This window comes from Polynucleobacter sp. 86C-FISCH, assembly GCF_018882415.1.
Lineage (GTDB): Bacteria > Pseudomonadota > Gammaproteobacteria > Burkholderiales > Burkholderiaceae > Polynucleobacter.
Genome location: NZ_JACVOL010000001.1, coordinates 1053314 through 1067304, shown reverse-complemented (window position 1 = coordinate 1067304; position 13991 = coordinate 1053314). Strand labels below are relative to the sequence as shown.

The 13991-nt window shown below is 45.3% G+C and carries 13 protein-coding genes; 11 read left to right on the top strand and 2 right to left on the bottom strand.

All coding sequences use genetic code 11. The features are described 5' to 3' along the window. The first annotated feature begins 59 nt into the window (after window positions 1–59). Genes ICN10_RS05350 through ICN10_RS05335 form a run of 4 tightly spaced genes read left to right on the top strand, consistent with a single transcriptional unit; the run spans window position 60 to window position 4538 of the window. Window positions 60–1280 carry an FAD-dependent monooxygenase gene (locus ICN10_RS05350; RefSeq protein WP_255536813.1) on the top strand — a complete coding sequence of 407 codons (1221 nt, stop codon included), beginning with the start codon at window positions 60–62 and terminating at the stop codon, window positions 1278–1280. Beyond that, complete coding sequence (locus ICN10_RS05345) at window positions 1273–1989, top strand: DsbC family protein (RefSeq protein WP_216213386.1); 717 nt, start codon at window positions 1273–1275, stop codon at window positions 1987–1989. The genes ICN10_RS05350 and ICN10_RS05345 overlap by 8 nt, the downstream gene beginning before the upstream one ends. A gap of 5 nt (window positions 1990–1994) precedes the next feature. Beyond that, window positions 1995–3776, top strand: coding sequence for a M61 family metallopeptidase (locus ICN10_RS05340; protein ID WP_216213383.1), 1782 nt, complete (start codon window positions 1995–1997; stop codon window positions 3774–3776). Between the two features lie 6 nt (window positions 3777–3782). Then, a complete protein-coding gene (locus ICN10_RS05335) occupies window positions 3783–4538 on the top strand; it encodes a uracil-DNA glycosylase (protein WP_216213379.1) in 756 nt (251 codons plus the stop codon). Here ICN10_RS05335 and ICN10_RS05330 read toward each other — a convergent pair. Then, window positions 4527–4823, bottom strand: coding sequence for a hypothetical protein (locus ICN10_RS05330; RefSeq protein ID WP_255536812.1), 297 nt, complete (start codon window positions 4821–4823; stop codon window positions 4527–4529). The genes ICN10_RS05335 and ICN10_RS05330 overlap by 12 nt on opposite strands. Window position 4824: 1 nt before the next feature. Between ICN10_RS05330 and hemA the strand changes: the two genes are divergently transcribed. The 5 genes from hemA to ICN10_RS05305 all read left to right on the top strand — a co-directional run bounded on the left by hemA (window position 4825) and on the right by ICN10_RS05305 (window position 9809). Next, complete coding sequence (gene hemA, locus ICN10_RS05325; protein ID WP_215348239.1) at window positions 4825–6141, top strand: glutamyl-tRNA reductase; 1317 nt, start codon at window positions 4825–4827, stop codon at window positions 6139–6141. Continuing rightward, window positions 6142–7221 (top strand): peptide chain release factor 1, encoded by a 1080-nt coding sequence (gene prfA / locus ICN10_RS05320; protein WP_216213376.1) that lies wholly within the window; start codon window positions 6142–6144, stop codon window positions 7219–7221. It abuts the gene before it with no gap. 26 nt (window positions 7222–7247) lie between these two features. Continuing rightward, window positions 7248–8090, top strand: coding sequence for a peptide chain release factor N(5)-glutamine methyltransferase (prmC, locus tag ICN10_RS05315; protein WP_216213373.1), 843 nt, complete (start codon window positions 7248–7250; stop codon window positions 8088–8090). A 106-nt stretch (window positions 8091–8196) separates the two neighbouring features. After that, the gene (grxD, locus tag ICN10_RS05310) at window positions 8197–8505 is read left to right on the top strand and encodes a Grx4 family monothiol glutaredoxin (RefSeq protein ID WP_068320233.1); all 309 of its coding nucleotides are present in this window, start codon (window positions 8197–8199) and stop codon (window positions 8503–8505) included. Window positions 8506–8534: 29 nt separating this feature from the next. Then, window positions 8535–9809, top strand: coding sequence for a DNA recombination protein RmuC (locus ICN10_RS05305; protein WP_216213370.1), 1275 nt, complete (start codon window positions 8535–8537; stop codon window positions 9807–9809). Window positions 9810–9933: 124 nt separating this feature from the next. Here the strand turns inward: ICN10_RS05305 and ICN10_RS05300 are convergent, their stop codons facing one another. Then, window positions 9934–10518 carry a phasin family protein gene (locus ICN10_RS05300; RefSeq protein ID WP_216213367.1) on the bottom strand — a complete coding sequence of 195 codons (585 nt, stop codon included), beginning with the start codon at window positions 10516–10518 and terminating at the stop codon, window positions 9934–9936. A gap of 186 nt (window positions 10519–10704) precedes the next feature. Between ICN10_RS05300 and ICN10_RS05295 the strand changes: the two genes are divergently transcribed. Together ICN10_RS05295 and ICN10_RS05290 are read left to right on the top strand one after the other, a co-directional pair. After that, entirely contained in the window at window positions 10705–12009 is a 1305-nt protein-coding gene (locus ICN10_RS05295) for an MFS transporter (RefSeq protein ID WP_216213363.1), read from the top strand. 33 nt (window positions 12010–12042) lie between these two features. Continuing rightward, the gene (locus ICN10_RS05290; protein WP_216213360.1) at window positions 12043–13980 is read left to right on the top strand and encodes an acyltransferase family protein; all 1938 of its coding nucleotides are present in this window, start codon (window positions 12043–12045) and stop codon (window positions 13978–13980) included. The last annotated feature ends 11 nt before the right edge of the window (window positions 13981–13991 follow it).

Below are 13991 nucleotides of genomic sequence, written 5' to 3'. Positions count from 1 at the left end.
GAGTTATGTCAGAAGTTCACTCAAATTCCCTGTCCAAATCCTCAGGCCACCCCTCCCAAATGCGCACAGCAGACGTTGTTGTGGTCGGCGGAGGGATTGCTGGTAAGGCTTGCGCCCTCGGCCTAGCTCAACTAGGCCTGCAAACCATTGAAATAGCTCCCGATTTAGGACAAAGCATTGCTAGTCCACAAGGCACCCAATGGGGACAACGAATCTACGCTTTTTCCCCAAGCACTCAAAAATTGCTGGCTCACCTACAAATTTGGGACGCAATTGATCACAGCCGCCTGCAGCCGGTCCGAGATATGCGCATCTACGGCGATAGGGGCGAAAAAAATGACCAACTCCACCTTTCGGCATTTGAAGCAGGAACACCTCAGCTCGCCTGGATTGGAGAGTCCAACTTAATTGAGCACACCCTTGATCAAGCATCACGCTTTCAAAACAAGCTAGAACGTATCAGTGATGTCGTAGAAAAAATTCATGTAGATGCAGATGGAAGTACTTTGCATTTAAAAAATGGCGGCAGCATTCGCGCGCAACTAGTCATTGCAGCCGATGGTGCCAACTCCCCCATTCGCAATGAGCTTGGGATTAGCGCTAGTGAAGAAAGTTATTCGCAAAGCGCGGTGGTAGCTAATTGGCTCTGTACCTATCCACACTTAGAAACTGCATTTCAGTGGTTCTTACCAGGTGGCGACATAGTTGCCATGTTGCCTTTACCAGGCAAACAAGTTTCCATGGTCTGGTCCACCTCACCTGAGCGTGCGGCTGATTTATTAAAGCTTGATCAAGCCCAATGGCTAGATCAGTTTGCTTCGATTGCGAATGGCGTCATACTTAAGCAGTTAGGCGAACTCACTCTGAACTCCATACCAGCGGCCTATCCTTTACGAAAAATTCGAGCCAAACGTTTTATCGGCCCAGAAGCCTCTCCAAAGGTTGTGCTCATTGGCGATGCCGCGCATGTCATGCATCCTCTGGCGGGGCAAGGCCTCAATTTAGGACTTCGTGATGTTGCTGTCTTATTAAATATTTTAGGTAAACGTGAGTCCTTCCGCTCACCAAGCGACATCGTGTTACTTCGTCGCTATGAACGTCAACGCCAAGGTGACACCAGCGCCCTTCTATGGGTTACCGATAAACTGAAGAAACTATTTTCTGCAAGCAGCAACACAGAACGACAACTTCGTAACTGGGGTCTAGGTCTTGTGAACAAAAGCCACTTTATAAAACAGCGCTTAATTGAACGCGCTTTAGGAGAAATTGATTTTGAATAAATTCTTATCTACGATTGCTTTTATTGGCGCCAGCCTTATTTGCGCTGGATTAGCGCATGCGCAACCAGAACAGCAAATCAAAACAGAAATTCAAAAAAAATTGGGCACTAATGCCAAAGTCAAAAGTGTTTCTCCGGCGCCTGTATCTGGTTTGTACGAAGTATTAGTAGGCAACGATATTTTTTATACAGACACCTCTGGAAAATATCTGATTCAGGGTGAAATCATTGAACTTGCAAGCGGTAAAAATATTACTGAGCAAAGGCAGGCAGATTTAAATCGCATTAAATGGAGCGATTTAACACTTACCAACGCCATCAAAAATGTTCGCGGCAATGGCAGCCGTCAGCTTGCCGTTTTCTCCGATCCTAATTGTGGCTACTGTAAGCGCTTAGAAAAATCACTGCAGCAATTGGACAACGTCACTATCTATACCTATCTGATTCCAATCCTATCGCCAGATTCTGCACAAAAATCAAAACAAATTTGGTGCTCAGCAGATCCATATAAGGCTTATATGGATTGGATGATTAACGGCATTACACCTAGTGGCAAAGCAGATTGCAGCACACCACTAGACAAGAATATGGCTTTTGCCAAGACTTATGGGGTTACAGGCACACCAACTTTATTCTTTACAGATGGCAGCCGCTTCCCTGGTGCCGTACAAATCACTGACATTGAAAAGAAATTTAATTCACTGAAATAATCATCATGAACAATGTCGACTTACCTGCAATCCAATATACGGTCTGGCCGGCTGATCTTCATGGTCATCGTTTTCGTGTAAAGCTACACATTACCAACCCCGACCCTACTGGTCAGATCCTGCAAATGCCGGCCTGGATTCCGGGTAGTTATTTAATTCGGGATTTCAGTAAACATGTGGAGTCACTTGAAGCATTCTCAGGGACGGGCACTAGAAAGAAACTTGCGGTAGAGCGGATTGATAACGACCATTGGCGTTTACCGCCATCAAATGACTCTATTGAAGTCCTGACAACTGTTTACGCATTTGATTCATCAGTTCGTGCGGCCTATCTCGATACTGAGCGAGCCTTCTTCAACGCAACCAGCCTATGTCTTGCAGTCAAAGGCCAAGAATATTTACCCTGCTCTCTCGCCGTCACTGCGCCTGAGCTTGCTTTTGCAGACCACTGGACAGTACAAACGACTTTAAGAGCAGCAAAGACTGATGAGCGTGGATTTGGTTTTTATCTAGCAAAAAATTATGATGATTTACTTGATCATCCTATCGCTATGGGCGAGTTTCAACTGGTGCACTGGAAATCTAATGGCGTATCCCATCGCATGGCTATTCAGGGGTGCAATCACATTGTTGACTCTAAGCGCCTTGCTGAAGATCTTCAGGCAATCTGCAGCAGCACTATTGAATTGTTTGAACCCAAAACCAAGCGCGCCCCATTTGGGGAATATCTGTTTTTAGTTAATGCCGTACTGAATGGCTATGGCGGCCTTGAACATCGCAATAGCACTGCATTACTTTGCCGACGCGATCAAATCCCCCAGGAAAATATTCTCTTTGAAGAGTCTGCTTATAGAGAATTTCTAGGCCTGTGCAGTCATGAATATTTTCATGCGTGGCTGGTTAAGCGTATTCAGCCAAAAGCTTTTCAACCTTATGATCTCGCAAAAAGAAATCACACTCGCTTACTCTGGGTATTTGAGGGCTTCACTAGTTATTACGATGATCTTCAGCTACTGCGCAGCAAGCGGATCGATCTCAAAACCTACCTAAGACTGGTTGCCGATAACTGGAATGGCATCTCACGCGGCCCTGGACGTCATAAGCAAAGCCTTGCTGATAGCTCATTTGATGCCTGGACTAAGTATTACCAAGCAGACGAAAACACACCCAATGCCGTTGTTAGCTACTACGGGAAGGGTGCATTACTGGCTCTTGGCCTCGATTTACAAATCCGCGCGTTCTCCAAAAACAAACTCTCCCTAGATGATTTAATGCGTCTCATTTGGCGCAAGCATGGCATCACCCTGGATGGCATCGCTGAGGATGGGCTGGATGATTTGTTAGTAGAGTTGCTGGGAGAAGGTTTCAGCAAAATTTGGGCAGACATAAAAGCACGTTATATTTTTGGCGTTGAGGATATTCCATTGCAAAAATGGATTGGATCAAACCTCGTTGCCGTAAAGCTAAAACATCAATCAACTTTGGAAAAACTTAAATTGCAATTTGGCATGCGATATACCGATGCGAATGGTTGGCTCAAGATTACTCATGTGCTCGATAGCGGCATTGCCCAGACAGCAGGTCTAGCAGCCGGGGATTTACTGGCTAGCGTTGATGGGCAAAGGGTCACCAGCGCACGTTGGGATAGGGTTTTGGGCAGCCTTTCTGAAAATACTCAAACACGTATCACTTTTTATCGCGATGATCTTGAGCATGAGCGGATGGTCTCACTGCAATCCGCCCAAGCACCTGCACAATATGAGCTATCGCCAAAGAAAGATGTCTGATCAAAATTGAAGGCACTATTTTCAAAAGACGATATCCCCAGTGATTGGCGTGCACTACTAGGAAACTATTTTGAGTCGGCAGATTGGGAATCGCTAGAAAAGAATTTGCAGACTGTTTTGAATTCTGATCCAGGCGCGGTAAGGCCAGAACCGCAAAACTTTTTTAAAGCACTCAAACTGACTCCAGTGGATTCGGTTAAGGTCGTGATTCTGGGTCAAGACCCCTATCACTCTCCAGGACTAGCCCAGGGACTTGCTTTTTCTATTCCAGCGGAAATTGGAATCAACTCTCGAGAATTTCCCAGTTCGCTTCGCAACATCAGCAAAGCACTTGCGCTAGAAGGTTTTGGTCATTTACCCAACGGTGACCTGCATAGCTGGGCCAAGCAGGGTGTTCTTCTTCTCAATACTGCCTTGAGCGTCAGACTGGGCGAAGCAGGCAGTCACACCAATTTAGGGTGGAAAAGTTTGATTGATCATTTAATCAATGCGCTTTCTAAATCTAAGCCGCATTTAGTTTGGATGCTCTGGGGTGGTCACGCGCAATCCAAGCTGCCCTTGATTGAAGATGGCCAAAACCAACTTGTTCTCCAATCTTCGCACCCATCAGGCTTAGGGGTATATAAAACAGAGAAGCCCTTTTTGGAGCCCGGCGCCAAGGCAAGCTGCAATCACTTCAGCAGAACTAATCAGTGGTTGATTGAACACAAAAGCTCACCCATCCGTTGGGTGGAGAGCGTTCAAAATGACTTATTTAGTTAAAGCGGTAAATACGCAAGCTACCGTACAAGAGGCAAAAATAGCGCTGGCCCACTCCAATATTTGCCCGGACTGAAAAAATCCCAAGTATTGCCCTAAAAACGAGCTGCCAGCAGCCGCAATGAAGCCGAGCAAGAAGGCTACAAGGACCTTCCCAGGCCTGAAGCCCTGTGAGGGGCCGGGATAAAAGATCCAGGCTGAGACCCCAGAAATACCCCCAATCACCAGAAAAGCTAAAAACCCCATTGATACCCCCATTAATGCTGCCATCAAATCTATAATTGCCATTATGAAGTTGTTGACACTCGGCATCAATCATCACACAGCGCCGGTCGCCATTCGGGAAAAGGTCGCCTTTGACCCTGAATTTCTTCAAGAAGCGTTGCACGATCTACGCCAACACTTGGTTGGTGCGAATCATGCTGGGCTGCCCGAAGCCACTATTTTGTCGACATGCAACCGTACCGAGCTGTATTGCGCTGCGAATGATGACAATGCTGCGAGTATCTTGCATGAAGCAACTTTTGATTGGCTAGCAAAAACTCAACAACTTGCGCCTAGCAGTCTTGAGCCTCATATTTACTCTTTGCCACAATCCGATGCAGTTCGACATGCCTTCAGAGTGGCATGCGGTCTAGACTCGATGGTCATTGGTGAGACTCAAATCTTAGGGCAAATGAAAGATGCGGTCCGCACGGCAAATGATGCTGGTGTTTTAGGAACTTATCTCAATCAACTCTTTCAGAAAACATTCGCAGTGGCCAAAGAGGTGCGCGGCTCAACTGAAATCGGCGCTCACTCTATTTCAATGGCTGCAGCATCTGTGCGACTCTCTGAACGCATCTTTGAAAAAATTTCAGATCAAAAGATTTTGTTTATTGGTGCTGGTGACATGATCACCTTATGTGCAACACATTTCGTTGCACGTAAACCTAAAAATGTTGCAATCGCTAATCGCACTATCGAGCGTGGCCAAGAATTAGCAGACTCTATTTCTGCACAAGATGTAGAGGCCGAGTCCTTCAAGCTCTCCGAGCTACCTGGCCGCCTCCACGAATTTGACATTATTGTTTCTAGTACCGCCTCATCCCTTCCGATTATTGGCCTTGGCATGGTGGAAAGCGCCCTTAAACAGCGCCGTCATAAGCCGATGGTGATGATTGATTTGGCAGTACCAAGAGACTTTGAACCTGAAATCTCCCGCTTAGATGACATCTACCTCTACACAGTAGATGACTTAGGGGTCATGATTCAAACTGGCGCCAATTTACGTCAAGCGGCAGTAAGTCAAGCCGAGGCGATCATCGAAGATCGTGTTGGCAACTTTATGCATTGGATGCAGGGTCGCAATTCTGTTCCACTGATTCAGGATATTCAGCAGCAAGGTGAACGCTTGCGGCAACTAGAGCTTGAGCGTGCAATGAAGCGCTTGATGCGCGGTGATGACCCACAAGAAGTTCTCAATGCAATGGCGCAAGGTCTCACAAATAAATTTTTGCATGGCTCACTCCATGCGCTGCAACACTCTAATGGCGCTGAGCGTGACGCCTTGATTAAGTTGTTACCGAAATTATTCGCCTCGCACTCCAAGCCAGAAGACCATTAGATGAAGCCCAGCATGCGGGCTAAGCTAGACCACCTAGACACGCGCTTAGCCGAACTCAATTCCTTATTAACCTCCGAAGAAGCAACCAAGGATATGGATGCCTATCGGAAGCTCACGCGCGAACATTCTGATATTGCGACAGTAGTTGAGCAATTCGGGCTCTACAAGCAAGCCGAAGCGGATGCTCAAGCAGCAGAAGATATGCGCAAAGATCCAGAAATGAAAGATTTCGCGGATGAAGAGCAGAAGCAGGCTTTGGCGACGATGGAAGTGCTTGAGGGCACACTCCAAAAGCTCTTGCTGCCTAAAGATGAGAACGATGAACGTAACGTTTTCTTAGAAATTCGGGCAGGTACTGGTGGCGATGAGAGTGCGCTATTTGCAGGCGATCTTCTACGTATGTACACGCGCTTTGCTGAACGCCAAGGCTGGAAAGTTGAAGTAGTCAGTGCTGCTGAATCTGATTTGGGTGGGTATAAAGAAGTGGTCTTGCGCCTGGTGGGTCAAGCCGTTTACTCGCGCCTAAAGTTTGAATCTGGTGGTCATCGCGTGCAACGTGTTCCACAGACAGAAACTCAGGGCCGCATTCACACCTCTGCTTGTACTGTAGCCGTGATGCCTGAGGCAGATGAACTGGAGGCGGTCAAGATCAACCCAGCTGAATTAAGAATCGATACTTTCCGCGCCTCAGGTGCTGGTGGACAGCATATTAATAAAACAGACTCCGCGGTACGTATTACTCACTTGCCAACAGGGACAGTAGTGGAGTGCCAAGATGATCGCAGCCAACACCGCAACCGTGAACAAGCCATGAAAGTATTAGTTTCTCGCATCATGGATGCACGCGAGCGCGAGAAGCATCAACTCGAAGCACAGACCCGAAAATCTCTGATTGGCTCCGGAGATCGTAGCGATCGCATCCGAACTTATAACTTCCCTCAAGGTCGTATTACCGATCATCGCATCAACCTCACTCTATATAAGATTGATGCAATGATGGATGGCGATATAGACGATCTTTGCAATGCCCTTGCCTCCGAGCACCAAGCAGAGCTGCTAGCGGCTCTTGGTGATAACTAAGTCATCAAGCAGCGATCATCGAAACTGTGAGTGCCAACTTAAGCCTACGCGCTCTATTGAGAGACTCGGCACTTGCATCTGCTGATGCAAAAGTACTTATGGCGCATGTTCTGGAAAAACATTACCAGCTTCCACGCTCCGCCCTACTATCACGCGATGAATTAGAACTTAATGACATTGCGCTTGAAGACTGGAAAAAACTAGAATCCAAGAGGCTACAAGGTGAACCAGTTGCCTACCTCATTGGTAAAAGAGGTTTTCACAACATTGAACTTTTTGTTGCCCCTGGCGTTTTGATTCCGCGCCCGGAGACAGAACTTCTTGTGGAAATTGGCCTGCAAGAAATAAAGCGCTTAAATACTCCGGCAAGCATTTTGGATCTCGGCACAGGCTCAGGCGCGATTGCCTTAGCGATTGCAAATGAAGCGCCTCAAGCCATGGTTACTGCGACGGATCAATCCACCGAGGCATTGGAGATTGCCGAAACTAATGCAAAACAATTGAAGATTGCCGATCGTGTGCAATTTTTCCAAGGCAGCTGGTATGAAGCTCTTGAAGCTGGCGCCTCTTTTGACGTCATCTTGAGTAACCCACCTTATATTGCCTCCCAAGATTCACACTTAAATCAGGGTGACTTACGCTTTGAGCCTCTTTCAGCCCTCACCGATCATGGCACAGGACTTAGCTGCCTTAAAACCATTATTTTTGGGGCCCAGCCGCACCTAAACCCGAATGGTTTGATTGCGGTAGAACATGGTTTTGACCAATCAGAAGCGGTCGTATCCCTAATGAAGCTAGCAGGGTTGCGGGATATTCAAACCCATGTAGATTTGGGTGGGCATTACCGCATTGCCTCAGGCAGAAAATAAAGCCAAATAACCTTTTTTCACATTAAGTCTTAAAATCAACTAAACCTTGTTTTAAAACTGTCTTAGCAATAAGGCTGCTGCAGTAGAAATTTATTAGAAAGAATGTATGGACACTCAAGCTCAAATTAAAGAAATCGTTACTAGCCACCCTGTTGTTTTGTTCATGAAGGGGACCGCTCAGTTTCCGCAATGCGGCTTTTCTGGAAATGCTGTGAATATCTTGCGCGCTAGTGGCGTAGAAAAACTCCACACTGTAAATGTTCTCGAAGACGCTGGCATTCGTCAGGGCATCAAAGAATATGCAAACTGGCCAACCATTCCTCAGCTCTATATCAATGGTGAATTTATTGGTGGTTCCGACATCATGACTGAAATGTTTCAGTCTGGCGAACTCCAAAAGCTTGTTAAAGCTTAATTACTTTTTTTGTAGAGACTATTGACGCTGTGAGTTTTGATTTAAGCTCTCTTCTACTGTTTGGCCTGCCATTAGGATTATGTGCAGGCCTTTTAGTTTATGCGCTTAACTTACGTTCCGCCCTTGCTCGCGTTGAGCTCCAGGCCCAGACCGAGATTGCACTAACCCAAAACCTTCGCATCGAACGTGATCAAGCATTGCAAAATGCAATTCGACTTGAGGCTGAGTTAGATTCAGAGCGCAAACAGGGCTTAGGCAGAATTGAGTCACTCAACGAAGCAAAAGAAGCACTGACAAATCAGTTTAAAAATTTAGCCAATGAAATCTTGGAAGATAAATCCAAGCGCTTTACCGAACAAAATGCAGCAAGCCTAGATGCCCTTCTTAAGCCTTTACAAACTAAGCTCACTGAATTTAAAGAGCAAGTAAGTAACTCTTATGGCAATGAAGCTCGCGAGCGCCATGCTCTGAAAAGTGAAATTGAGCGCTTAGCCAATCTGAATCTACGTATGTCAGATGAAACACGCTCCTTAACTCAAGCATTAAAGGGCGACTCTAAGGTGCAAGGCAATTGGGGTGAGTTAGTCCTGGAATCAATTCTAGAATCCTCTGGCCTGCGTAAGGGCGAAGAGTACTTAGTTCAGGATAGCCATACACAAAGCGATGGCTCTCGCCTGCAGCCGGACGTTGTTATCAAGCTGCCTGAGGGTAGAAGCCTGGTAGTTGACAGCAAAGTATCGATTACAGCCTATGCCAGACACGCCGAAACCACAGACCCTGCAACAGCCGAGCAAGAACTGGCCGCGCATATTCAGTCTCTGCGCCAACACATTCAAGGCCTTTCTGGAAAGAACTACAGCTCCCTCTATGGGGTAGGCTCAGTGGATTTCGTTTTAATGTTTGTACCGATAGAGCCTGCATTCTTGCTCGCGTTGAAGACTGCACCCAACCTATATCAAGAGGCACTAGCCAAGAATATAGTTTTAGTTTGCCCAAGCACTTTAATGGCGACACTTAGAACGGTTGCTCATCTCTGGCGACAAGATCATCAAAATCGCAATGCATTGGAGATCGCAAAACAGTGCGGCAATCTTTACGACAAATTTGTTGGCTTTGTAGATGACTTAGAGAAGCTAGGTCAACGATTAGATCAAGCGCAAACAAGTTATCACGATGCGTTTAATAAACTAAAAACTGGTAAGGGCAACCTTATTCGCTCCGCTGAAAAAGTTCGTGAACTAGGCGTCAAACCCAGTAAGAGCCTGGCTTCGCCACTAATTGAATCATCTTCAGACTTTGAGTAATTCCAGTTATCTGTCTTAGTGAATATTCAAAAGACTTAGATAAACAAAAACCCCGCCTAGTTTGCACTAAGCGGGGTTTTTTCTTAAGGCTTATTACTAAATCTAGTTCTGTATAAGCTCTAAATTAAGCAGCTTTACGGCTACGTGATGCAGGAGTAGCAGATTTTTTAACTTGAGCAATTTGGCCTTGTACAGTTTCGATTGCTTGATCAGCAGTTTTCTCTGCAGTAGCAAAAGCCTCTTTGCTAGCAGCGCGGAACTGTTCAAAACCTTGCAATGCACTACCGTATACAGTTTTGAATGAAGACAAGAAAGTATCAGAACCTGCAGGTGCATTAGCAGCAACTGTGTTGATCCAATCTTGGAAACCATCTTGCAATTGGTCGATGCTTGCATCAACAACATTTACGAACTCTTTATTGCTATCACGCAATACTTTGCTTACTTTCTTTTGGTAAGCAACAGCTTGATTGCCAGCAGCTTGCAAAGAATCGGCAGTGAAGATTTCAGTAACTTGCTTTGGATCTTTTGCAGTCAAAACTTGCTGAATGCTGTCTTGTGTATTAACTAATGCGTCTTTAGAAGCGGCATAGTTCAACTCAGCCAATTTCTGAGCATTTTCCAAAGCAGCTTCGCTCAAAGAAAATGTAGCCTCAAGGCCTTTGCTGTTAATTTGGGACAATTTAGCGGTGATTTGATCTTGGTTCATGTATTTCTCCAGAAATTAAGTGGTACAACTGTCAATTAAGTGCATTTAAGGAGATTTCAGATGCCTTAAATATTGCACTGCACCATGAAACTGTAACTGAATGAAAATGACAAATCAAGAAGTATTTGCTGCTCTGCAACAAATATATCGCTATTTAGATATAAACCTAATTAAATCAATAACTTAATGCAAATTCAGAATTCCCATTCCTATCGAAAAGTAGCAATTGCAGCCTGCTTTGGCACCTTTTTAGAGTGGTATGACTTTTTAACTTTCGCCACTCTAGCAGTCATTTTTGCGCCTCTATTCTTTCCGTCCACAGACCCGAATGCAGCCCTTTTGGCGAGCTTAGCGACCTTTGGAGTGGGAATGGTAGTCAGACCCATTGGAGCAGCGTTATTTGGCTCTATGGGCGATCGCATTGGCCGAAAGCCAGTATTTATGATCACCATTGCTTTGATGGGTATTGCCACTGTTAGCGTGGGCTTTTTACCTACGTATGCTCAAGCAGGCATTTGGGCCCCTATCTTGCTAGTCAGCCTGCGCCTACTTCAAGGCCTTTCTGCGGGCGGAGAGATTGGCGGTAGCGCTATCTACCTCACCGAACACGCAGGCAATGAACGTAGAGGATTTAAGACTAGTTTTTTACAGCTGATGGGGCCGTTAGGAATCCTATTTTCAACATTGCAAATTGCTGTACTCAGAAGCTACTTAACTCCAGAAGAATTTCAGGCCTGGGGTTGGCGCGTGCCATTCTGGGTTTCCATTGTTTTACTGATGATCGCCTTTAAAGCTCGTATGGCTCTTGAAGAAACGCCCATCTTTTTGGAGTTAATCAAAAATAAGCAGCATGCCGAGAATCCATTCATCACCAATTTTCGCGACCCCCAAACCCGCAAAAGAATGTTTTTGCTTTTTTTCTGCATCTCATCTGGTGGCGCCGTTCTATTCTTTTGCGTTCAGGTTTACACGGCGATCTTTTTAAAAACATCTGTAAAGCTAGCGCCGGAGATAGTTGATCTCCTCAGCATTTATGCAACTGCGGTCTTATTTCCCTTCACCATCTTTTCAGGCTGGCTATCAGACAAGATTGGCCGTAAACCTGTAGTAGTTGGCGGCCTTACCTTGGGCGCCCTATTCATCTACCCCGCATTTCAGTTGATGCAATACCTTGCTGAGCAAGGAAATATAAGCCTAGTTGGCGCAGTGCTAACTGGCCTCTCATTTATCCTTGCATTGGTAGTTGGTCCCCAGACTGCCCTGCTTGCCGAACTGTTTCCCGCCAAAACCAGAAATAGCGCCGCCACTTTTCCGCATAACTTAGCAGCAGGCTGGATTGGGGGATTACTGCCCCTCATTGTTACGTGGCTCAATCAACAATGGGGCAATGATCTTGCAGGCCTTTTGTATCCAACTATTTTTCTTGGGGCAGCCAGCATACTAGCCTTAATGCATTTACCCGAAACTAGAGATGTGCAATTGGCAAAGTAGAATTCAATTTACCCGTACCTTATAGATATTAGATTGAAATCATCCACATATAGACCGGACATTGATGGGCTGCGTGCCCTCGCAATCATTCCGGTCGTACTCTTTCATGCTTTCCCAGAAATTTTTCCCGGCGGGTTTATTGGGGTGGATATATTTTTTGTAATTTCGGGATTTTTAATTAGCTCCATCATCCTGGATGGAGTTTCAAATCAGAATTTTAGCTTTAAAGATTTTTATACCAAACGCATCAAAAGAATCTTTCCGGCACTGATTCTTGTTCTTTTATGTACCCTTGCAATCGCTTGGTTTACCCTTCTATCGGATGACTTCCAATCTCTGGGAAATCATACGTGGCGGGGCGCCATATTTATCTCCAATTTTTTACTATGGAGAGAAAGTGGTTACTTTGATACCGCAGCAGAAACCAAGCCACTGCTTCACCTATGGTCCCTAAGCATTGAAGAACAGTTTTATCTTTTTTGGCCAGTAGCAATATGGCTTCTATGGAAACTCAGAAAAACCTGGATTCTGAAAGCCATAGTATTGATTTTTATATCAAGCTTTCTGTGCAATATTTTTCTTATCCAAAAAGAATCTATTGCCGTTTTTTACAACCCTTTAACCCGATTCTGGGAGCTTCTGCTTGGTGCTTTTTTAGCTTATAGGTTGAGTCTCCAGTCAGACTCATTCAAGCTTCGCTTTATCAGTCCCACAGCACTATCTATCATCGGCTTCGCACTGATCGTTGCTGGACTGGCGTTACTCAACAAATCCCGCCAGTTCCCAGGCTGGTGGGCACTCATGCCTACTCTAGGCGCCTTTCTCCTTATTCTCTCTGGACCAGAAGCGTGGGTTAATAGAAACATTCTCTCCAAGAAATTTCTGGTTTGGATTGGATTGATTAGCTTTCCCTTGTACTTGTGGCACTGGCCACTATTTTCATTTGCCAGAATTTTTTACGGCCCCCATCCCCCAGAATTTTTACTGGGCGGGTTGATTGTTATATCGATCGTATTAGCCTGGGGCACTTATCAGTTCATCGAGAGGCCTATACGCCACAGAATAAATCCAATCATTGGTCCAATTAAACTTGCGCTTGGATTGATTGCTGTTGGATTAATGGGCTTGGCGATTTTTAAACTCAATGGAGTTTCCTCTCGCTTTCCCCAAATCGAAAAAGATATTGCTAGCCTTCAATGGAGTCCTTCTGAGAACAATACAGAGACTTGTAAGGCGAAATACCCTAGTGAGCAGTATTGCGTTTTGTCGGATGAATCCAATAAGCCCACTGCAGCCATTATTGGAGATTCTCATGCCAACCATTTCTTCAAAGGTTTAAGTGAGTTTTATAAATCTCGCCATGGCAATCTAATTAATCTGGGCTATGGTGCATGCGGTCCATTCATGGGCCTTGATCGAGCCGAAGTGGGGCCGAATGGCTACCTAAACTGTTACAAAAAAATGCAGCCCATCTTTGAGTACGTTTTAAAAGACAAAGACATTAAAACTGTTTTTCTTGCCTATCACCATAATGAATATGCTTTGCCAACCGCCAAACTCGTTGATCTCAGCGGAAAACTGGATAGCTCGAGTGAGCAAGCACTCCTTACTGACTCCCTTGTGAAAACGGTCAATGCGCTATCTGCATCCGGCAAAGAGGTTGTTCTTATCTATGACTTACCAAATCTCACAATCAACACCGGCACGCATATCAAACAATGTTTCTATGCCAATCTTTTAAAAATTGATACAGGCTGCTCGGAAAAGAACATTCAATTCCAAGATAACTTTACGAAGTATGATGAAACAATTGATCGCCTGAGAAAAGAAACGGCAATCAAGGTATTTGATACCAGAGAGTTTGTAAATGGAAACTTTCCTATTAACGGAAACCAGGAATGGACATATAGAGACTATCAGCACCTAACAACTAAGGGCTCTCTATTTTTTTCCGATAAATATAAATGGTAGGGGTCGCATTC

Excerpts from the sequence above, each read along its gene's own strand:
- hemA (WP_215348239.1), top strand. The coding sequence starts at position 4,825 with ATGAAGTTGTTGACACTCGGCATCAATCATCACACAGCGCCGGTCGCC.
- ICN10_RS05300 (WP_216213367.1), bottom strand. The coding sequence starts at position 10,518 with ATGAACCAAGATCAAATCACCGCTAAATTGTCCCAAATTAACAGCAAA.
- ICN10_RS05330 (WP_255536812.1), bottom strand. The coding sequence starts at position 4,823 with ATGGCAATTATAGATTTGATGGCAGCATTAATGGGGGTATCAATGGGG.
- grxD (WP_068320233.1), top strand. The coding sequence starts at position 8,197 with ATGGACACTCAAGCTCAAATTAAAGAAATCGTTACTAGCCACCCTGTT.
- prfA (WP_216213376.1), top strand. The coding sequence starts at position 6,142 with ATGAAGCCCAGCATGCGGGCTAAGCTAGACCACCTAGACACGCGCTTA.
- ICN10_RS05295 (WP_216213363.1), top strand. The coding sequence starts at position 10,705 with ATGCAAATTCAGAATTCCCATTCCTATCGAAAAGTAGCAATTGCAGCC.
- ICN10_RS05340 (WP_216213383.1), top strand. The coding sequence starts at position 1,995 with ATGAACAATGTCGACTTACCTGCAATCCAATATACGGTCTGGCCGGCT.
- ICN10_RS05350 (WP_255536813.1), top strand. The coding sequence starts at position 60 with ATGCGCACAGCAGACGTTGTTGTGGTCGGCGGAGGGATTGCTGGTAAG.